Genomic DNA, 20209 nt, shown 5'->3' on the forward strand with positions numbered 1-20209 from the left:
GTTAAAGTCCCGTTCAGGACCGATTTTCAACGAATTCTCACAGAAAATTCACTTCGAATTGCGGGTTTTGTTGCCCGGCGGCGCTCTGCCCGCCGGGCCTACGGGTAAGCGCTACCCGACAACGCCCGCCCTCCGCAAACTCAACGCAATACCATCAGCAGCGCCAGCACCACGACCGCGCCGATGCCCATTGAAGCCACATACCAGCGCAGATAGCCGTTCTCACTCACCACCAGGCCTTTGCCTGCGAAGCGGGAAAGGATTGCCGGAATGTTCATCAGCGCATTCAGCGGATCGCTCTTCAGCAGCCACGCCACGCCGAGGAACGGCTTGACGAATACTTTGTCATACAGCCAGTCAAAGCCCCAGGCGTTGTACCACCAGGTACCGAGCAGACGACCCGGCGCGCTGTTGGCAATCGACGTCACCAGCGTGCGTTTACCCAGCCACAGCCAGGCGGCAATCAGAATGCCCGCGATGGCAATCACCCCGGAGGCGATTTCCAGCGTCATGACGCGTCCGTGTTCAAGCTCGGTGGTCTGCGGCAGCACGCCTTCCAGCGGCGGCACAATCAGCGCGCCAACGAAGGTCGAGAGCACCAGCAGCACAATCAGCGGCAGATGATGGGTAATCCCCTTCCCTGCGTGAGCGTGAATTTGTTCTTTACCGTGGAACACGATGAAAATCATACGGAAGGTGTACAGGGAGGTCATAAACGCCCCGACCAGACCGGCGACCATCAGATTAAGATGACCGTTCGCCATCGCGCCCGCCAGAATCTCATCCTTACTGAAGAAGCCGGCAGTCACCAGCGGCAGCGCGGACAGCGCCGCGCCCCCGACCAGGAAGCAGACGTATACCAGCGGAATTGACTTACGCAGGCCGCCCATCTTGAAGATGTTCTGTTCGTGGTGGCAGGCGAGGATCACCGAGCCGGACGCCAGGAACAGCAGCGCTTTAAAGAACGCATGGGTCATCAGATGGAAAATCGCCGCGTCCCACGCCTGCACGCCGAGCGCGAGGAACATATAGCCAATCTGGCTCATGGTGGAGTAAGCGAGCACGCGTTTGATATCGGTCTGCACCAGCGCGGCGAAGCCTGCCAGCACCAGCGTTACCGCCCCGACGATCCCCACCAGATGCAGGACTTCCGGGGTCATCAGGAACAGGCCATGCGTGCGCGCAATCAGATAGACACCGGCGGTGACCATGGTCGCGGCGTGGATTAGCGCGGAAACCGGCGTTGGGCCCGCCATCGCGTCCGCAAGCCAGGTCTGCAACGGCAGCTGCGCGGATTTACCCACCGCGCCGCCCAGCAGCATCAGGGTAGCCCACATCAGCATGTTGTTGCCGGCCTCAAAGTGCGCAGGCGCCAGTTCGACCATTTCGCGGAAGTTCAGGGTGCCCAGTTCGTTGTAGAGAATGAACAGCGCGAACGCCAGGAACACATCGCCGACGCGGGTCACCACAAACGCTTTCATCGCCGCCGCGCCGTTCTTCGGATCGGTGTAGTAGAAGCCGATCAGCAGATAGGAGCACAGGCCCACGCCTTCCCAGCCGAGGTACATCAGCAGCAGGTTATCCGCGAGCACCAGAACGACCATGCTGGCGATAAACAGGTTGGTATAGGCGAAGAAGCGGGAGTAGCCCTCTTCACCGCGCATATACCAGGAGGCGAACATGTGGATCAGGAAGCCGACGCCGGTGACCACGGAGAGCATGGTCAGAGAGAGGCCGTCCAGCACCAGGTTGAAGCCAATGTTGAAGTCGCCGACCGACATCCAGGTCCACAGCGGTACGCTGAGCGCCTGTTTGCCGTTGGCAAAGAAGTCGACGCCGACAAACGCCGTCACCAGCGCCGCCAGGCCTACCGAGCCAACCCCTACGGTGGCGGATAAATTTTCCGACCAGCGGCCGCGGGAGAAGGCCAGCAAAACAAAGCCAATCAATGGCAAAAGAATGGTTAAGGCAAGCATGTTCATCCGCGCAACTCACTTACTGAATCGATGTTCAGGTTCTGGCGACGACGATGGAGCTGCAGCAGCAGCGCCAGGCCGATACTCGCTTCCGCGGCGGCGAGGGTGATGGCGAGGATATACATTATCTGGCCATCGGTCTGGCCCCAGTAGCTCCCTGCAACCACGAAAGCCAGCGCGGCGGCATTGATCATGATCTCCAGGCTAATCAGCATAAACAGCAGATTGCGGCGGATAACCAGCCCCGTCAGGCCGAGGACAAACAGGACAGAGGCGAGGATCAGTCCATGTGTTAAAGGGATCATGCGTGTTCCTCCGTTTTTCTTTTATCGCTGTCGTTCGGACGATTGCTCAGCACTTCCCCGGCGCGTTCTTCGCGACCGATATGGAAGGCGACAACCAGACCCGCGAGCAGCAGCATGGAGGCCAGCTCCACCGCCAGAACGTACGGCCCAAACAGCGCGATACCCACCTCTTTGGCGTTAATCGCCGCGCCGTCGATACCCTGATCGTTAACGCCGAGAATGGCGTAAACGATCACCACCAGCAGCACCGCGGAAAGAATGGCCGGACCAATCCAGATCCCGGGTTTCAGCCACTGACGTTCCTGTTCGATTTCGCTGCCGCCCAGGTTGAGCATCATCACCACGAACACGAACAGCACCATAATGGCGCCCGCATAAACGATAATTTCCAGCGCGCCGGCGAAGTAAGCCCCCAGCGAGAAGAACACCCCGGCAATCGCCAACAGCGAAATGATCAGGTACAGCAGCGCGTGCACCGGATTTGTGTGGGTGATCACCCGCAGGGTTGCGAGGATGGCTATCAGGCCACAGATATAAAAAGCGAATTCCATTGCCCTCTCCTTACGGTAACAGGCTCTTGACGTCGATAGGCTTGGCTTCGTTCTCTGCTTCGCCCTTATCTTTGCCGTCGATTGCCATACCCGCCATCCGGTAGAAGTTATATTCCGGGTATTTACCCGGACCGGAAATCAGCAGATCCTCTTTTTCGTACACCAGATCCTGACGTTTGTATTCGCCCAGCTCAAAGTCCGGGGTCAACTGAATCGCCGTGGTCGGGCACGCTTCTTCGCACAGGCCGCAGAAAATACAGCGTGAAAAGTTGATGCGGAAAAACTCCGGGTACCAGCGGCCGTCTTTGGTCTCCGCTTTTTGCAGAGAGATACAGCCTACCGGACAGGCTACCGCACACAGGTTACAGGCAACGCAGCGCTCTTCGCCGTCCGGATCGCGCGTCAGCACGATACGGCCACGGTAGCGCGGCGGCAGATATACCGGCTCTTCCGGGTACATCCGAGTTTCTCGTTTGGCAAAGGCGTGCATCCCGATCATGCAGATACTGCGGACCTGGGTGCCAAACCCTACCAATAATTCTTTTAAGGTCATGGTCAATTCACCCCTTATTGCGCCTGCCAGAGAATGACAGCCGCCGTTACCAACAGGTTGATCAGCGTTAACGGCAGGCATACCTTCCAGCCAAAGGACATTACCTGGTCATAGCGCGGACGCGGTAATGATGCGCGGATCAAAATGAACATCATCATAAAGAACGCGGTTTTCAGCGCGAACCAGATGAAAGGAGGTAACCATGGGCCATTCCAGCCGCCGAAGAACAGCGTCACAATCAGCGCCGATACGGTAACAATGCCGATATATTCACCGACGAAGAACAGACCGAACTTCATGCCGGAATATTCGATGTGGTAACCGTCGGCCAGCTCCTGCTCCGCTTCCGGTTGGTCAAACGGGTGACGGTGACATACCGCTACGCCCGCAATCGCAAAGGTCACAAAGCCAAAGAACTGAGGAATAACGTTCCACAGATGCGCCTGGTTGTTGACGATATCGGTCATGTTGAACGAACCGGCCTGCGCCACTACGCCCATCAGGGAAAGCCCGAGGAATACTTCGTAGCTCAGGGTCTGGGCAGAAGCACGCATCGCGCCAAGCAGCGAGTATTTGTTGTTGCTCGACCAACCGGCGAACAGCACCGCATAGACCGCCAGGCCTGCCATCATCAGAAAGAACAGAATCCCGATGTTTAAATCGGCCACTACCCACGTCGGGCTGACCGGCACAATGGCGAAGGCCAGCAGCAGCGAAGTAAAGGCGATAACCGGCGCCAGAGTAAAGATCACGCGATCCGAGAAGCGCGGAACCCAGTCCTCTTTAAAGAACATTTTGATCATGTCGGCGACGAGCTGCAGCGAACCGCCCCAGCCCACGCGGTTAGGTCCATAACGGTTCTGGAACAGGCCCAGCAGACGACGTTCGCCGAAGCTCATAAACGCGCCGCAGGTCACCACGACCAGCAGAATCACCACCGCTTTAAGGATGCTTAACAGAATGTCGATGAGATCGGGAGTTAACCAACTCATGCTTTCGCCTCCTGCAGAGTATCAATACGCGCTCCGGTCAGTACCGGCGCAATCCCTGGCATGCCCATCGGTAAGCCAACCTGCCCTGCCGTCAGCCCCGCCGAAATCACCAGCGGCAGGCTAAGCGCCTGGCCATCAACGCGCAAAGAGACCATTGCGCCTTCGTTCACCCCAAGCTTCGCGGCATCTGCCGGGTTCAGCTTAACGTACGGCTGCGGCATGCGGCTCTGGAATACCGGAGAACGCTGCGACAGCTCGTCGCTGCCGAACAGGTGATAGTAAGGCGCGATACGCCATTTCCCGTCCTCTGCCTGGAAGCTTGCCGGTACTGCGGTAAAGTACTCAAGACCGCTAGCGGAAGCTTCAAACAGACGCACGCCCGGATCGCCGTGGCGCAGTTTACCGCCCACTTCATCCTGGAACTTGTTCCACGCCTGCGGGGAGTTCCAGCCCGGAGCCCAGGCAAATGGAATTTGCGAGCGCGGCGCGGACGGCTGGTTGTTCCCTTCCATGGAGAAGGCGAACATGGTGTCTTTATCCTGCGGCTGACGCGGTTCATGCACGCTGATGTTGGCGCGCATCGCCGTACGACCGCTGTAGCGGTGCGGTTCACGGGCCAGCTTCTGGCCGCGAATGCGGAAGGTCGCATCCGGCGCGGCGTCTTTGATACCAGCCAGCTGCGGCAGTGCGGCAACGGCAGCGTCAATCACGTGGTCCAGCTGGGTCCAGTCAACCTGACGATTGTTCACGGTGCTGTGCAATGAGTGCAGCCAGCGCCAGCTCTCCAGCATTACGGTTTTCGCGTCGTAGTAGGCCGGGTCGTAAACCTGGAAGAAGCGCTGGGCGCGACCTTCGTTGTTGACCACGGTACCGTCGCTTTCCGCAAAGCTTGCCGCGGAGAGCACCAGATGCGCTTTTTCCATAATCGCCGTACGCTGATGGTCAACCACCATCACCAGCGGCGCTTTCGCCAGCGCCGCATCAACGCGGGCGGCTGAAGCGTGGCGGTGCAGGTCGTTTTCCAGCACGATAACCGCATCGGCTGCGCCGGTTTCCAGTTCGCTCAGCGCCTCTTCAAGCGAGCCGCCGCCGATCATGCCGAGGCCAACGCTGTTGACCGCGCGGGCGACCATCGTCACGCCGACATCGGCGCCGCGGCCTTTCAGGGCTTTCGCCACGTTGGCCGCCGCCTGAATCACTTCAATGCTGCCGGCGTTGGTTCCGGAGACAATCAGCGGTTTTTTCGCTCCGGCTAACGCCTGAACGATCACGTCGATTTTGCCTTTCAGCTCGCCGCTCAGCCCTTCGACCGCCGGGGCGCTTTCATCCAGCGCATGGGCGATGGCAAAGCCGAGGCGCGCCTGATCTTCCACCGGCGCGCGGTAGGTCCATGCGGCGATGTCATCGAGGCGGGTGTCATCAATATTGGTGACAAACAGCGGATGCTTCGCGCGCTGGCCGATGTTAAGGATCGCGGCGATCTGCCAGTCGGCGACTTTCTGCACCGCCGCCATTTCGCGCGCTTTGCCTTTCACCGCCTGACGCACCGCCAGCGCGATACGCGCGCCGGTCTGGGTGATGTCTTCGCCGAGGATCAGCACCGCATCGTAGGATTCGATTTCGCGCAGCGCCGGGGTATGGATACCGCCTTCGCGCAGCACTTTCAGCATCATCTGCAGGCGCTCTTGTTCGCCCTTCGCGATGCCGGTATAGAAGTTCCCGGCGCCGACCAGTTCGCGCAGCGCGAAGTTGCTTTCGAGGCTGGCGCGCGGGGAGCCGATACCGATCACTTTCTTCGACTGGCGCAGAATATCCGCCGCCCCCTGCATCGCCTGCTCGGCGTTAAGGGTAATCAGATCGTCACCGCGGCGTTGAACCGGCTGACGCGGACGGTCTTTGAGATTCACATAGCCGTAGCCGAAACGACCGCGGTCGCAGAGGAAGTAGCGGTTAACGGTACCGTTATAGCGGTTTTCGATACGACGCAGTTCGCCATAGCGTTCGCCGGGGCTGATGTTACAGCCGATGGAACACTGCTGACAGATGCTTGGCGCAAACTGCATGTCCCATTTACGGTTATAGCGCTCGGAGTGCGTTTTATCGGTAAACACGCCGGTCGGACAGACTTCCACCAGGTTGCCGGAGAACTCGCTTTCCAGCGTGCCGTCTTCCGGGCGCCCAAAGTAGACGTTGTCGTGAGCGCCGTAAACGCCAAGGTCGGTGCCGTCGGCATAATCTTTGTAGTAGCGGACGCAGCGGTAGCAGGCGATGCAGCGGTTCATTTCGTGCGAGATGAACGGCCCCAGATCCTGGTTGCGGTGGGTACGCTTGGTAAAGCGGTAGCGACGGAAGCTATGACCGGTCATCACGGTCATATCCTGCAAGTGACAGTTGCCGCCCTCTTCGCACACCGGACAGTCATGCGGGTGGTTGGTCATCAGCCACTCAACTACGCTTTCGCGGAACTGCTTCGCTTCTGCGTCGTCGATGGAAATAAAAGTGCCGTCGGATGCCGGAGTCATACAGGACATCACCAGGCGGCCACGCGTGTCTTCCGCGTTCTGATATTGCTTCACCGCACACTGGCGGCAAGCACCGACGCTCCCTAGCGCCGGATGCCAGCAAAAGTATGGAATATCAAGGCCCAGAGAGAGACAAGCTTCTAGCAGGTTGTCCGCTCCGTTGACCTCGTATTCTTTGCCGTCTACATGAATCGTAGCCATTTGCGTGCTTCCAAAAATAAAAAACCTTTAGATTACCAGCGCGTCTTAAGCAGGTTCGGCTGAATACCGTTAATTGCATGGGTATTGCTGAACTGCTGCTTAATGCCAGCCTCGAATTCTTCGCGGAAATATTTGATCGCGCTCTGCAGCGGTTCAACCGCGCCCGGCGCGTGCGCGCAGAAGGTTTTACCCGGACCGAGGAATCGACACAGTTGCTCAAGCGTCTCGATATCTCCCGGCTGGCCTTCGCCGCGCTCCAGGGCGCGCAGGATCTTCACGCTCCACGGCAGGCCGTCGCGGCAGGGCGTACACCAGCCGCAGGATTCGCGGGCAAAAAATTCTTCGAGGTTGCGCACCAGCGGAACCATGCCGATCTCGTGGTCGACGGCCATCGCCAGCGCGGTACCCAAACGGCTACCCGCTTTACCAATGCTTTCGAACTCCATCGGCAAATCGAGGTGCGCTTCGGTCAGGAAGTCGGTGCCCGCGCCGCCCGGCTGCCAGGCTTTAAACTTCAGACCATCGCGCATGCCGCCCGCGTAATCTTCGAGGATCTCGCGCGCGGTGGTGCCGAACGGCAGTTCCCAGACGCCCGGGTTCTTCACCCGTCCAGAGAAGCCCATCAGCTTGGTGCCGGCGTCTTTACTGGTAGAAATGTTCTGATACCACTCGACGCCGTTGGCCAGAATCGCCGGAACGTTGCACAGGGTTTCAACGTTGTTCACGCAGGTCGGTTTCCCCCATACGCCGGAGCTGGCCGGGAACGGCGGCTTCGAACGTGGATTGGCGCGGCGGCCTTCGAGGGAGTTAATCAGCGCGGTTTCTTCGCCGCAGATATAGCGCCCTGCCCCAGTGTGCACAAACAGTTCGAAGTCAAAACCGGTGCCAAGGATATTTTTCCCCAACAGGCCCGCTTCGGTCGCTTCGGCGATTGCCCGGCGCAGGTGCTGTGCCGCTTCGATATATTCGCCGCGCAGGAAGATATAGCCGCGGTAGGCTTTCAGCGCGAACGCGGAGATCAGCATGCCTTCCACCAGCAGGTGCGGCAGCTGTTCCATCAGCAGGCGGTCTTTATAGGTGCCCGGCTCCATTTCATCGGCGTTACACAGCAGGTAACGGATGTTCATGGACTCGTCTTTCGGCATCAGGCTCCACTTCAGACCGGTGGAAAAGCCCGCGCCGCCGCGCCCTTTCAGGCCGGCGTCTTTTACCGCAGTGACGATTTCATCCGGCGCCATGCCGGAGAGCGCTTTACGCGCCCCGGCGTAGCCGTTTTTACTCTGGTATTCATCCAGCCATACCGGCTGTTTGTCGTCGCGCAGACGCCAGGTTAACGGATGGGTTTCGGCAGTACGAATAATGGTTTTCATTTATACCGCTCCAGGAGGTCAGGAATCGCTTCCGGCGTCAGATAACTGTGAGTGTCCTCATCAATCATCATGGTCGGCCCCTTGTCGCAGTTGCCCAGGCAGCAGGTCGGCAGCAGAGTGAAGCGGCCATCAAAGGTGGTTTGACCCGGTTTGATATCCAGCTTCTTCTCGATCGCCGACTGAATGCCCTGGAACCCGGTGATATGGCACACCACGCTGTCGCAGTAGCGAATCACGTGACGACCCACCGGCTGGCGGAAAATCTGGCTGTAGAAGGTCGCCACGCCTTCTACGTCGCTGGCCGGGATCCCCAGCACATCGGCGATAGCGTAGATTGCGCCGTCCGGCACCCAACCGCGCTGCTTCTGAACGATTTTCAGCGCTTCAATGGACGCCGCACGCGGGTCTTCGTAGTGGTGCTTTTCGTGCTCAATCGCCTCACGCTCTGCCGCACTCAGCTCAAAAGCCTCGGTTTGTGGTTGTTGATTCTCGTGCATAATTAGCGGTCCACGTCTGACATAACAAAATCGATACTACCCAGATAGACAATCAGGTCGGAGACCAGACTGCCGCGAATAGCGGCCGGGATCTGCTGCAGGTGCGCGAAGCTTGGCGTGCGCACGCGGGTACGGTAGCTCATAGTGCTGCCGTCGCTGGTCAGGTAGTAACTGTTAATACCCTTGGTCGCTTCAATCATCTGGAAGGATTCTTGCGCCGGCATGACCGGCCCCCAGGAAACCTGCAGGAAGTGCGTAATCAGGGTTTCGATATGCTGCAGCGTGCGCTCTTTCGGCGGCGGCGTCGTCAGCGGGTGATCCGCCTTGAACGGGCCTTCCGGCATGTTATCGAGGCACTGCTGAAGAATGCGCAGGCTCTGGCGCAGCTCTTCCACTTTCAGCATCACGCGGGTGTAGCAGTCGGAGACGCCACCGCCGGTCGGGATTTCAAAGTCGAAGTTTTCATAGCCAGAATAAGGACGCCATTTACGTACGTCGAAGCCGATGCCGGTCGCGCGCAGGCCCGCGCCGGTGGTGCCCCACTCCAGCGCTTCTTTGGCGTTGTAGGCGGCAACCCCTTTCGAACGACCGATCAGGATGGTGTTGCGCAGCGCGGCCTTTTCATAGGAATCCAGACGCTTCGGCATCCACTCGAGGAATTCACGCAGCAGGCGATCCCAACCGCGGGGCAGGTCGTGCGCGACGCCGCCGATACGGAACCAGGCCGGGTGCATACGGAAGCCGGTAATTGCTTCCACCAGATCGTAGATCTTTTGGCGGTCGGTAAAGGCAAAGAACACCGGCGTCATCGCCCCGACGTCCTGGATAAAGGTGGAGATGTACAGCAGATGGCTGTTGATACGGAACAGCTCGGAGAGCATTACGCGGATGACGTTGACGCGATCCGGCACGGTTATTCCCGCCAGTTTCTCCACCGCCAGCACGTACGGCATCTCATTAACGCAGCCGCCGAGGTACTCAATACGGTCGGTATACGGAATGTAGCTGTGCCAGGACTGGCGCTCGCCCATCTTCTCAGCGCCGCGGTGGTGGTAGCCGATATCAGGAACGCAGTCGATGATCTCTTCGCCATCAAGCTGCAAAATAATACGGAACGCACCGTGCGCGGAGGGGTGGTTAGGGCCGAGGTTAAGGAACATAAAGTCCTCGTTTTCGGTCCCGCGCTTCATGCCCCACTCTTCCGGTTTGAAGGTCAGCGCTTCCATTTCCAGATCCTGTTTGGCTTTGGTCAGCTCAAACGGGTCAAATTCGGTTGCGCGCGCCGGGTAGTCTTTACGCAGCGGGTGGCCTTCCCAGGTCGGCGGCATCATGATGCGGCGCAGATTCGGGTGACCATCGAAGGTCACGCCAAACATCTCCCAGGTTTCACGCTCATACCAGTTGGCGTTCGGGAACAGTTTGGTGAAGGTCGGCAGATGCAGATCGTTTTCAGACAATGCGACCTTGAGCATGATGTCGCGATTGCGGTCGATTGAAATCAGGTGATAGAAAACGGAAAAATCCGCGGCAGGTAAACCGTCGCGGTGCGTGCGCAGACGTTCGTCCATGCCGTGCAGGTCAAACAGCATCACGTAAGGCTTCGGCAACTTCTTCAGGAAATCACCCACCTCAAGCAGCTGTTCACGCTTCACCCAAACCACCGGAACGCCGGTGCGGGTTGGCTGAACGGTAAAGGCATCCGGCCCAAAACGGTTGCGCAGTTCGCCGATCACCGGGTCATCAAGGTGATCGCGGGTTTGCCAGGCTGGTGCGGCGTCATGCGCGGTTAAATCGGTCATATTGTTCACCATTGCAAAAGGTCCGTGGTGACTGCCGGCGAGACTTCGCGCTGTAGTAGATTGATTTGCGAAGTTTTCATCCCGCCCGCAGGCGCAAGTTAAATCTCGTCCGGAGTCCGCAGATTGGTCACTGCAATACGTTCGCCGCGTTTACGCTCGCGTTCCGACTGCATATTGGCGCGATAAACGCCCTGATCGCCTACCACCCAAGAGAGCGGACGACGTTCTTTACCAATGGATTCCTGCAGCAGCATCAGCGCCTGCATATACGCTTCCGGACGCGGCGGACAGCCCGGGATGTAAACATCAACCGGAATAAACTTATCCACGCCCTGCACGACAGAGTAAATATCGTACATACCGCCGGAGTTGGCGCATGCGCCCATCGAGATAACCCACTTCGGCTCCAGCATCTGGTCATAAAGACGCTGAATGACCGGCGCCATTTTGGTAAAGCAGGTGCCCGCGACCACCATCAGGTCAGCCTGACGCGGGGAGGCACGCAATACTTCTGCACCAAAACGCGCAACGTCATGCACCGCAGTGAATGACGTCACCATTTCCACGTAGCAGCAAGAAAGGCCAAAGTTGTAAGGCCAGATTGAGTTCTTACGGCCCCAGTTCACCATGTCATGCAAAGCGTGTTCGAGTTTCCCCATATACACGCTTTTGTTGACTTCTTGCTCCAGGGGGTCGGTTACGATCTCCTGTTTTTGCAGGGGGTAACGGTCGTTCTCACCGTTAGGATCGATGCGGGTGAGCGTATAATCCATCTTATTGCCTCGCTTTTACTGCGTATGACGGTTAGTGGGACTGTCTGTTTCCGGGTTAACCAGCGTGCGACGGGAGCGCGCAGGCGTCCAGTCCAGAGCGCCAATACGAACGAGGTAAACCAGACCAGCCAGTAGCACTAAAATGAAAATTGCGGCTTCCACAAAGCCGACCCAGCCGCTTTCACGGATAGAAGTCGACCATGCGTAGAGATACAGGGCTTCCACGTCGAAGATAACGAAGAACATGGCAACCAGATAAAACTTCGCAGAAAGACGTAAGCGAGCCGAACCGACGGAGTCGATCCCGGATTCAAACGGCGTGTTCTTGCTACGCGCGCGCGCGCGTCCGCCAAGGTACCAACCGCCGATAAGCATCAGGCAGCACAGGCCGATAGCGATGATGAGAAATATAGCGAATGCCCAATGATGAGCGATGACTTCAGTGGATGTTGACATACGCATTGCTTAACCAAAAAAGTGTAGCGCTAAAACCCTCTGCTCTTACTGGCAGATGAACGCCACAGCGTTTCACGGGGAGGAATAAAAAAATAGCCGTGCAAAAAAGCGTCCCTGGGTGATGTGGAAGGCCAGTTGCGGTGGCTTTTTACTCCTTTCATTAACCTTTTGTCAACTTTAACAAAAGTTTTCACAACATTAATTTACATTGGATTTTTTTCATTAACATTAAATGCCCTTTTATGCGGAATAACCTTGCATACTCTTCGGATTTAGTGCTGTTGAATCGTGTCCGTTTCCGCCGTAAATCAAAATTACCCGCCTATTTTGACAGGATTTAGCCACGATTCCTCCCCCTAAAGAGGGGTATTTTCTTGATCTGTGACACGCTTTTGTTAATTCAACCAAGAAAACGGCAACAAACTATCCGGTTTTTTAACATTAGCAGGAAGTATTGAAAGTGCAGAGAAAAGTCGAGAAATGAGAGGAAGAGCAGATCTAACTCACTGATTTACATCAAAACAAATCAACAAAACATTCTATTAATCAATAAAATTTGAAAAAAACGAACCGCAGCGGCGATTTCACACGTCGGGGGTTCGTTTTTACACTTACATTTTGTTACCAGTTTTTGTGATGTTTGTTAGCTTTTCCCACTCAGGAAATAAGGGAATTATCTCCCCCTTCGGGGGTATAAACACGTTGCGTGGACCACGGCTGGTACTCCGCGCTCAGCGACTGAAAAATAGCCTGCGTCAGTTCGCTTGCCTGCTGAGAATCGCAGTTCAGCATATAGTGGGTATCCGGCAGCACGGGTAAGCCGTCACACCGCCCCGGAACGCGGAATTCAGGGCTCATCATCTCTACCGGCTGCGCGGTCACCCCAAGCCCGGCCTTCACCGCCGCCTTCACCCCGGCCATTGAGGTTGCCGCGTGGGAAAGATGCCAGGGGACGCGAGCGGCGTTGAGCACCGCAACGATCTCTTCCCGAAACGGATCCGGGGCATCCAGCAGAACAAGCGGGACAGACTCGCCCTGAGGGAGGACGTAGTCCGCTGCGCAGTACCACAACGTTGGCGAAGCGCGTAGCGTCAGCATGTCAAAACCCTTCGTGGGTCGGGTGGTCAGCGCAAGATCGATAGCTCCCTTCTTCAGCCGATCGACGATATCAATATGATTGAGAACTTTGATTTCAAGCGTCAGCCGCGGATAAAAACTGCCAATCCGATTTAATAAACACGGTAAAATAGTATCCGCTGTCTCATCTGACGCACCAACGGTCAGCGTTCCCTGCAGGCTACCGAACATGAGCGACATGCAGGCTTCATCATTAAAACGCAGAATTTTCCGCGCATAGCCCAACAGCTGAATGCCCTGCTCGGTCAGAAGTTTATTGCGTCCTTGGCGAGCAAAAAGTTCTTTGCCGACCAGCTGCTCCAGCCGCTGCATCTGCTGACTTACCGCTGACTGAGTCCGGCATACCGCAACGGCGGCAGCGGCAAATGTATTGAGATCGGCGACGGCAACAAAGGTTCTCAAGAGGTCGAGGTCTAAATTTAGTATCGAACGATTTTCATTTATCATATTTGCTTCACATTCAGGCGGCTAATGCTGACCTGCCTTGTTGATGCTGTGCTCCAGGTTTCCGGCTATTCCTTAAGCTTCGCGTGACCCGCCACGGGCAGACGGATGAACAACTGGACGAACGTTATTGCATTAGAAAGCACTCATCCGCAGCAAATGCGCGGAATTTCAGAGTAATATTTTGCTCGTATGCCTGAGCACTTTTAATTACGGCGCTTTGTTTTTTTGTGATGAGACGCAAAAAATAGCCGTCAATGACCATTGCCTGCATCCGCACCAGCGACAAACTTTGCCATCGCGCTCAGGAAGATAACAAAAACCTGCAATAACAATGTATTAATAAAGAAACAGGCTACCTGGCATAGCCTCATATCGGTATTAACGACGTTATTCTAACCGAAAACCACAATATTTATAAGCGTTAATCAGTATTATCTCAGGCAATTTTAAATGCTGACCCGCGCTTTAATTAAATTACAAATCTAAGAATATTCCTTGCATAAAATAAAACTCATTTATCAATTAAATGCTTTTCATTAAAAATATCTGGCAAAGTTGTTAAAACATTCTGTGTATTGTGAATTAAACGTACATATGAAAGCGACGCGGTTTTTGCGCAAAAAATAAGCACTTATTTCCGTTAAATGAACAAGCCAGATAAACGTTTACAGAATCAGTGGATAACACAATATATGACCACCAATGAAAGTATTAAAGGTTTATTGTATAAACAAAACACCCACCCACCAGAGAAATCAATTAAACCAAAAAAACATGAATAGCAAAATCTTCTCCTGTTAACCCTTCAAAACAGCGGGGATGCGGAGTACATTATTCCGTGCTGACTTCCACGGCAGGGAGTGGCGATAACAGCTAAAAGGTCAAGGTTCATGTCCCCCATCGAAAAATCCAGCAAGTTAGATAACGTCTGTTACGACATCCGCGGCCCGGTTCTGAAAGAGGCGAAACGCCTTGAAGAAGAAGGCAACAAAGTCCTGAAGCTGAACATCGGCAACCCAGCGCCGTTTGGCTTTGACGCGCCTGACGAAATCCTCGTTGACGTCATCCGCAACCTCCCGACTTCCCAGGGCTATAGCGATTCAAAGGGCCTCTATTCCGCACGTAAGGCCATCATGCAGCATTACCAGGCTCGCGGCATGCGTGATGTGACGGTCGAAGATATTTATATCGGCAACGGCGTTTCCGAACTTATCGTTCAGGCCATGCAGGCGCTGCTGAATAGCGGCGATGAAATGCTGGTTCCGGCGCCGGATTATCCGCTCTGGACCGCCGCAGTCGCGCTTTCCAGCGGTAAAGCGGTGCATTATCTCTGCGATGAGTCGTCCGACTGGTTCCCGGACCTCGACGATATCCGCGCGAAAATCACCCCGCGTACCCGCGGCATCGTGATTATCAACCCGAATAACCCAACCGGCGCGGTGTACTCAAAAGAGCTGCTGATGGAGATCGTCGAGATCGCCCGCCAGCATAATCTGATTATTTTCGCCGATGAGATCTACGACAAAATCCTCTACGATGAGGCGCAGCACCACTCTATTGCGCCGCTGGCCCCGGATCTCCTCACGATCACCTTCAACGGTCTGTCAAAAACCTACCGCGTTGCCGGCTTCCGCCAGGGCTGGATGGTGCTTAACGGGCCGAAGAAACACGCAAAAGGCTATATCGAAGGTCTGGAGATGCTGGCCTCTATGCGCCTGTGCGCCAACGTCCCGGCCCAGCATGCGATCCAAACCGCTCTCGGTGGCTATCAGAGCATCAGCGAATTTATTGTTCCTGGCGGGCGCTTATATGAGCAGCGCAATCGCGCCTGGGAGCTGATTAACGACATTCCGGGCGTATCGTGCACCAAGCCGAAAGGCGCGCTATATATGTTCCCGAAAATCGACGCTAAGCGCTTTAATATTCACGATGACCAGAAGATGGTGCTCGATTTTCTGCTGCAGGAAAAAGTCCTGCTGGTTCAGGGTACCGCCTTTAACTGGCCGTGGCCGGATCACGTGCGTATCGTGACCCTTCCGCGCGAAGACGATCTTGAAATGGCGATTACCCGTTTCGGGCGTTTCCTTTCCGGCTACCACCAGCTCTGACTTCACCTGTCCAGCCGCCGGGATTTGCATCCGGCGGCAATCCCTGCGCACAATGTCACCCGACGTCGTAACTGATTAAGGGTTCCTATGAGTCAGAGTCATTTCTTTGCCCACCTCTCCCGCCTGAAACTGATCAACCGCTGGCCGCTGATGCGTAATGTGCGCACCGAAAACGTCTCCGAACACAGCTTACAGGTCGCGATGGTGGCCCATGCGCTGGCGGCGATCAAAAATCGTAAATTTGGCGGTCAGGTTAACGCCGAGCGCATTGCCCTGCTGGCGATGTATCACGATGCCTCGGAAGTTCTGACCGGCGACCTGCCGACGCCGGTAAAATATTTCAACTCCCAGATCGCGCAAGAATACAAGGCCATCGAGAAAATCGCCCAGCAGAAACTGGTCGATATGGTTCCTGATGAACTGCGCGATATTTTTGAGCCGCTCATCGACGAACAGCACTACAGCGACGAGGAAAAATTCCTTGTCAAGCAGGCAGATGCGCTTTGCGCCTACCTGAAGTGTCTGGAAGAGCTATCGGCGGGGAATAATGAATTTCTGCTGGCCAAAGGCCGCCTTGAGAAAACGCTGGAATCGCGCCGCAGCGCAGAGATGGACTACTTTATGCAGGTTTTCGTGCCGAGTTTCCACCTTTCGCTTGATGAAATCAGCCAGGATTCGCCTTTATAAAATAACCGCTCCCCGGCCAGCCGCAGCCTGACCGGGGAAAGAACGCTGCTGAATCAGAACGGAAACAGCACCGGGATCAGCAGAACGCACACCACCATCACCAGGATAGTAAACGGCACGCCGATTTTGACAAAATCGCTGAATGAGTATTTACCCGGCCCCAGTACCAGGGTGTTCACCGGCGACGATACCGGCGTCATAAACGCCGCCGAGGCCGCCATGGCGACCACCATCGCAAAAGGATAAGGCGAAACGCCCATCGACTTTGCCGCGGCCAGCGCAATGGGCGCCATCAGTACCGCGGTGGCCGTATTGGATATAAACAGGCCGATAGCCGCGCACATCACAAACAGGCAGCCAAGCATCAGGTACGGTCCTTTACTTCCCGCCACGTCCATTAATCCCTGCACCACCAGATCCACGCCGCCGGTTTTCTGCAGCGCCAGAGCAAAAGGCATCATCCCGACGATCAAAATAATGCTCGGCCAGTGAATGGCTTTATAGGCGCTTTCGGCGTTAATACAGCGGAATTTCCCCATCAGCAGGCAGGCAACGATCGCCGCTATGGGGTTCGGAATTTCGTCAGTCAGCATCAGCGCGACCATCAACACCAGACAGAAAATTGCGTGTGGCGCCTGGCTGTGCGCCGGCGAGGCGTCATTAACCTCAATGGGCATATTCAGCACCACAAAGTCACGACCCCGCTTGGCCAGCAGCGCTATCTGCCGCCAGTTCCCCACCACCAGCATGATATCGCCAAGCTGCAAAGCTTCATCGGTGACCGCGCCGTCAAGAGCTTTGCCATCGCGTTTCAGACCCACGATGTTCAAATCGAAACGGGTACGAAAGGCGATTTCGCGCACCGTCTTGCCAATCAGTTCGGAATCCGGGATCAGGGAGACTTCCGCCATCCCTACGTCCAGCGCCTGATCGGAAAAGTATTCGCCGCGCAGCACCATGGGCTCCAGCATTTGCTCGCCGCAGAACTGACGTAAATCCACATCGGAGGCCGACATATCGATCAGCAAAACGTCGCGGGCGCGGAACTCCGATACGCCGTTAACGTTAACGATAACCCGCCGGAAGCGCCGCCAGCGCTCAACGCCGATGACGTTCGCCCCATAGCGCTCGCGCAGTTTCAGGTCGTCCAGGCGCTGGCCAATCATCGGCGAGCCAGGGCGAATGGCCAGGCGGCGCGCGCGCCCTGTGAGGTGATAATCTTTGATAAGATCGCGGAAGGTGCTTCGCTTACGGCCATCGCGGACCTGTTCGCCTTCGTCTCCCTTAAGCATAAAGCGCATCACCAGCATATAGAAAACGCCCAGGACCAGCACCACCAGGCCTATCGGCGTGACGCTAAAAAAGCTGAATCCTTGCAGCCCTTCGCGTAATAGCTCGCTGTTGACGACCAGATTGGGCGGTGTGGCCACCAGAGTCATCATTCCGCTAATAAGTCCGGCAAAACTGAGCGGCATCATCAACCGCGAAGGTGACGTGTTCATGCGCATTGATACGCTGAGCACCACGGGAATAAAAATGGCCACCACGCCGGTCGAGCTCATAAAAGCGCCTAGTCCGGCAACGGTTAGCATTAAATAGACCAGCATTTTGGTTTCGCTGTTACCGGCAACCTTCACCAGCCAGGAGCCCATTTTGGTGGCGACCCCGGTGCGCACCAGCCCATCGCCAATAATGAAAAGCGCGGCGATAAGGATAACGTTGGGATCGCTAAATCCCGAGAAGGCCTCGCTGAGCGTTAAGGTGCCGCTAAGGACAAAAGCGACAATCACCAGCAATGCGATAGCATCCATGCGCACTTTTCCGGTGGCAAAGAGTACGACGGCTACGGCAAGAAGAGATAACACCCAAATCAGTTCACCGTTCACAACTTATCCTTGTCAGAAGATGGAGTTGGAAGTTTGGCATAAAAAAGCCCCGCCGGCGCGGGGCTAAATCATGAGATTAATCTTTAAGGCTAACATTCACATTGCCGTCAGGCAGGCGCTCAACCAGCAGATTTTCAAGCGTTGTTAACACCAAATCAGCTTCATCAAGACGCGGCGCATCGGCGGGCACATTGACCGCGATGGTCCGACAACCGGCATTCAGCCCAGAGAGCAACCCGGCAGGGGCATCCTCCACCACGGCGCAATCTCCCGGCGCCAGCCCTAACAGCTCGGCCCCAAGCAGATAGGCATCCGGAGCGGGTTTCCCGTGCTTTACGCGCTCGGCGGTGACGAAAACCTTCGCCTCAGGCAGCCCCGCGGCGCGGTGACGGGCGTGGGCGACGGGAATCGAACCTGACGTCACGATCGCCCAAGGGATCCCCGCGTCATCAAGCGTCCTGAGCAGCGCCACCGCTCCCGGCAGCGCCGTTACGCCATCCGTATCCGCTGCTTCGACCTTTTCCAGCCAGACGAACTCGGACTGAATCTCTTCTTCGCTGCGGCCGGGAAGAAAATGACGTAATGAGGTTATCGCCTGTTTGCCATGAATAAAGTTCAACACTTCATCATGAGGGATACTGAATCGATCCGCCCATTTGCACCACGAACGCTCCACAACCGGCAACGAATCGACCAATGTCCCGTCAAGATCAAACAGGAAACCTTTACACTGCACGGGAACCTCCATCAGGCGTTGATAATTTGATTAATTTCGTTACTGCTTAAATGATACTGGCGCGGGCAGGAGTGCCAGGTGCTCAGCATGCGCTGGTATTTTTCCCACATTGGGGTCTGGGAGTTAAAGCCGTGAGTCCCGGCATCAAAGTGGCTGTAGCGCCCTTCAACGTTAACCATAAAGCGGACATAGCCGAGGTAGCGGGCCTCGGTCGCCACGTCAAATCCGAGGAAGGTGACCCGACGCTCGTCAATCCCGCTGGCGTCCTTCAGGTTCGTCCAGGAGACATGCAGCGCGTGATACATCTCCATGATATCAATGATGGTGCGACACGTTTCTTCGGTAAGCTGGCCAAACTCGCGGTCCAGCTCGCGCATCTGCAGCCCGTATCCACGCTCAATGATGGTCTGCAGGCGGCGGTAGCGTTCAGCGTTGTCCGGATCGAGCATCGTCATCATTTTGTATTGATTCGACAGAATCAGACGCTGCGCATTGGTCATTTCCATTTTTGACTCCTGTTGCACTTTTACGGCGTGAAAAAAGAAGGCGCATGAATTATGCGCCTTCTTTTATATGCGTTTTCCCGATGCAATTACAAATCATCAAGGAAAGTTTTATCCAGTTGTTTGAAGGCGCGCTTAAGCGTGTCAGCTAAAGCCTGATAATCAGGCTTTCCGTCTACCGGCGTTAACGCCTGCCCGGCCTCCTGCAGTTTACCGCGCACTTCATAAAACCAGCTCAGTATCGACGGCGGCAGCGGCGTCACTGAACGCTTGCCCAACCACCATAAACCCTGCATCGGCAGGCTCAGCGCAAACAGCGCGGTGGCGACGGCCGGGCCCAGCTGGCCACCGAGGGCGATTTGCCAACACAGCGTGAAAATCGCCACCGGCGGCATGATACGAATCGCATAACGCGTGGCGCGAATAATGCGGTTTTCAATAAACACCGGAGCAAGGCGCTTATCCAGAGGCCAGGTCTTTGCATAATGCTGCCCGTGGCGAAACAAGCCAAAAAAACTCACAGAGCGATTCTCGGGACCGGACATGGCTTACCTCAACTTTACATATAAAACTTAAAAAATTTGTGCAAAACACCAACTGTGTATGACAACGTTCAAAAGATTTTGGCAATGGCGCACTCAATCAGGTATTCTGTGCGCACCTGAGGGGCGGTTAGACCCTTTTACCAGGTTAGTCAAATTATCGCATAT

General features: G+C 55.9%; 18 protein-coding genes. 2 read left to right on the forward strand and 16 right to left on the reverse strand.

The window, feature by feature from the left end:
* Positions 1-140: 140 nt before the first annotated feature.
* The 12 genes from nuoL to KOSB73_RS21860 all read right to left on the reverse strand — a co-directional run bounded on the left by nuoL (position 141) and on the right by KOSB73_RS21860 (position 13579).
* Complete coding sequence (nuoL, locus tag KOSB73_RS21800; protein ID WP_004870951.1) at positions 141-1982, reverse strand: NADH-quinone oxidoreductase subunit L; 1842 nt, start codon at positions 1980-1982, stop codon at positions 141-143.
* Positions 1979-2281 (reverse strand): NADH-quinone oxidoreductase subunit NuoK, encoded by a 303-nt coding sequence (gene nuoK / locus KOSB73_RS21805; protein ID WP_004104062.1) that lies wholly within the window; start codon positions 2279-2281, stop codon positions 1979-1981. The genes nuoL and nuoK overlap by 4 nt, the downstream gene beginning before the upstream one ends.
* Positions 2278-2832: an NADH-quinone oxidoreductase subunit J gene (gene nuoJ / locus KOSB73_RS21810; protein WP_004123127.1), complete on the reverse strand. Its 555-nt coding sequence runs from the start codon at positions 2830-2832 to the stop codon at positions 2278-2280. Before nuoJ ends, nuoK begins: the two co-directional genes overlap by 4 nt.
* A 10-nt stretch (positions 2833-2842) precedes the next feature.
* Complete coding sequence (gene nuoI, locus KOSB73_RS21815; RefSeq protein WP_004104066.1) at positions 2843-3385, reverse strand: NADH-quinone oxidoreductase subunit NuoI; 543 nt, start codon at positions 3383-3385, stop codon at positions 2843-2845.
* Positions 3386-3399: 14 nt separating this feature from the next.
* On the reverse strand, positions 3400-4377 hold the full coding sequence (gene nuoH / locus KOSB73_RS21820; RefSeq protein ID WP_004870946.1) for an NADH-quinone oxidoreductase subunit NuoH: 978 nt from the start codon (positions 4375-4377) through the stop codon (positions 3400-3402).
* Complete coding sequence (nuoG, locus tag KOSB73_RS21825) at positions 4374-7100, reverse strand: NADH-quinone oxidoreductase subunit NuoG (RefSeq protein WP_098140991.1); 2727 nt, start codon at positions 7098-7100, stop codon at positions 4374-4376. Before nuoG ends, nuoH begins: the two co-directional genes overlap by 4 nt.
* 32 nt (positions 7101-7132) lie before the next feature.
* Entirely contained in the window at positions 7133-8470 is a 1338-nt protein-coding gene (gene nuoF / locus KOSB73_RS21830) for an NADH-quinone oxidoreductase subunit NuoF (RefSeq protein ID WP_004870941.1), read from the reverse strand.
* Positions 8467-8967 (reverse strand): NADH-quinone oxidoreductase subunit NuoE, encoded by a 501-nt coding sequence (gene nuoE / locus KOSB73_RS21835; protein ID WP_004104075.1) that lies wholly within the window; start codon positions 8965-8967, stop codon positions 8467-8469. Before nuoE ends, nuoF begins: the two co-directional genes overlap by 4 nt.
* A 2-nt stretch (positions 8968-8969) precedes the next feature.
* Complete coding sequence (nuoC, locus tag KOSB73_RS21840; protein ID WP_004104077.1) at positions 8970-10778, reverse strand: NADH-quinone oxidoreductase subunit C/D; 1809 nt, start codon at positions 10776-10778, stop codon at positions 8970-8972.
* An 86-nt stretch (positions 10779-10864) separates the two neighbouring features.
* Complete coding sequence (gene nuoB, locus KOSB73_RS21845) at positions 10865-11539, reverse strand: NADH-quinone oxidoreductase subunit NuoB (protein ID WP_002913178.1); 675 nt, start codon at positions 11537-11539, stop codon at positions 10865-10867.
* Positions 11540-11554: 15 nt separating this feature from the next.
* A complete protein-coding gene (nuoA, locus tag KOSB73_RS21850; protein ID WP_004870939.1) occupies positions 11555-12001 on the reverse strand; it encodes an NADH-quinone oxidoreductase subunit NuoA in 447 nt (148 codons plus the stop codon).
* 651 nt (positions 12002-12652) lie between these two features.
* The gene (locus KOSB73_RS21860; protein WP_004870937.1) at positions 12653-13579 is read right to left on the reverse strand and encodes a LysR family transcriptional regulator; all 927 of its coding nucleotides are present in this window, start codon (positions 13577-13579) and stop codon (positions 12653-12655) included.
* 890 nt (positions 13580-14469) lie between these two features.
* Between KOSB73_RS21860 and alaA the strand changes: the two genes are divergently transcribed.
* Both alaA and yfbR read left to right on the forward strand, forming a co-directional pair.
* A complete protein-coding gene (gene alaA / locus KOSB73_RS21865) occupies positions 14470-15687 on the forward strand; it encodes an alanine transaminase AlaA (protein ID WP_024359267.1) in 1218 nt (405 codons plus the stop codon).
* Between the two features lie 87 nt (positions 15688-15774).
* The gene (gene yfbR, locus KOSB73_RS21870) at positions 15775-16374 is read left to right on the forward strand and encodes a 5'-deoxynucleotidase (RefSeq protein WP_004870934.1); all 600 of its coding nucleotides are present in this window, start codon (positions 15775-15777) and stop codon (positions 16372-16374) included.
* 53 nt (positions 16375-16427) lie between these two features.
* On the opposite strand, the gene KOSB73_RS21875 is transcribed toward yfbR, so the two are convergent.
* The 4 genes from KOSB73_RS21875 to yfbV form a co-directional block, all read right to left on the reverse strand.
* Positions 16428-18260 carry an SLC13 family permease gene (locus tag KOSB73_RS21875; protein ID WP_004870932.1) on the reverse strand — a complete coding sequence of 611 codons (1833 nt, stop codon included), beginning with the start codon at positions 18258-18260 and terminating at the stop codon, positions 16428-16430.
* A 76-nt stretch (positions 18261-18336) separates the two neighbouring features.
* Positions 18337-18996, reverse strand: a complete 660-nt coding sequence (locus tag KOSB73_RS21880) for a sugar phosphatase (protein ID WP_024359268.1) — start codon at positions 18994-18996, stop codon at positions 18337-18339.
* An 11-nt stretch (positions 18997-19007) separates the two neighbouring features.
* On the reverse strand, positions 19008-19502 hold the full coding sequence (locus tag KOSB73_RS21885; RefSeq protein WP_004123152.1) for a YfbU family protein: 495 nt from the start codon (positions 19500-19502) through the stop codon (positions 19008-19010).
* 86 nt (positions 19503-19588) lie between these two features.
* Positions 19589-20044 carry a terminus macrodomain insulation protein YfbV gene (gene yfbV / locus KOSB73_RS21890; RefSeq protein ID WP_024359269.1) on the reverse strand — a complete coding sequence of 152 codons (456 nt, stop codon included), beginning with the start codon at positions 20042-20044 and terminating at the stop codon, positions 19589-19591.
* Positions 20045-20209 lie beyond the last annotated feature (165 nt).

The sequence above is a fragment of the Klebsiella grimontii genome (genome assembly GCF_900200035.1).
GTDB lineage: Bacteria > Pseudomonadota > Gammaproteobacteria > Enterobacterales > Enterobacteriaceae > Klebsiella > Klebsiella grimontii.

Excerpts from the sequence above, each read along its gene's own strand:
- yfbV (WP_024359269.1), bottom strand. The coding sequence starts at position 20,044 with ATGTCCGGTCCCGAGAATCGCTCTGTGAGTTTTTTTGGCTTGTTTCGC.
- KOSB73_RS21885 (WP_004123152.1), bottom strand. The coding sequence starts at position 19,502 with ATGGAAATGACCAATGCGCAGCGTCTGATTCTGTCGAATCAATACAAA.
- nuoA (WP_004870939.1), bottom strand. The coding sequence starts at position 12,001 with ATGCGTATGTCAACATCCACTGAAGTCATCGCTCATCATTGGGCATTC.
- yfbR (WP_004870934.1), top strand. The coding sequence starts at position 15,775 with ATGAGTCAGAGTCATTTCTTTGCCCACCTCTCCCGCCTGAAACTGATC.
- nuoF (WP_004870941.1), bottom strand. The coding sequence starts at position 8,470 with ATGAAAACCATTATTCGTACTGCCGAAACCCATCCGTTAACCTGGCGT.
- nuoI (WP_004104066.1), bottom strand. The coding sequence starts at position 3,385 with ATGACCTTAAAAGAATTATTGGTAGGGTTTGGCACCCAGGTCCGCAGT.
- alaA (WP_024359267.1), top strand. The coding sequence starts at position 14,470 with ATGTCCCCCATCGAAAAATCCAGCAAGTTAGATAACGTCTGTTACGAC.
- nuoB (WP_002913178.1), bottom strand. The coding sequence starts at position 11,539 with ATGGATTATACGCTCACCCGCATCGATCCTAACGGTGAGAACGACCGT.
- nuoL (WP_004870951.1), bottom strand. The coding sequence starts at position 1,982 with ATGAACATGCTTGCCTTAACCATTCTTTTGCCATTGATTGGCTTTGTT.
- nuoH (WP_004870946.1), bottom strand. The coding sequence starts at position 4,377 with ATGAGTTGGTTAACTCCCGATCTCATCGACATTCTGTTAAGCATCCTT.
- nuoK (WP_004104062.1), bottom strand. The coding sequence starts at position 2,281 with ATGATCCCTTTAACACATGGACTGATCCTCGCCTCTGTCCTGTTTGTC.
- KOSB73_RS21860 (WP_004870937.1), bottom strand. The coding sequence starts at position 13,579 with ATGATAAATGAAAATCGTTCGATACTAAATTTAGACCTCGACCTCTTG.
- nuoG (WP_098140991.1), bottom strand. The coding sequence starts at position 7,100 with ATGGCTACGATTCATGTAGACGGCAAAGAATACGAGGTCAACGGAGCG.
- nuoC (WP_004104077.1), bottom strand. The coding sequence starts at position 10,778 with ATGGTGAACAATATGACCGATTTAACCGCGCATGACGCCGCACCAGCC.
- nuoE (WP_004104075.1), bottom strand. The coding sequence starts at position 8,967 with ATGCACGAGAATCAACAACCACAAACCGAGGCTTTTGAGCTGAGTGCG.
- nuoJ (WP_004123127.1), bottom strand. The coding sequence starts at position 2,832 with ATGGAATTCGCTTTTTATATCTGTGGCCTGATAGCCATCCTCGCAACC.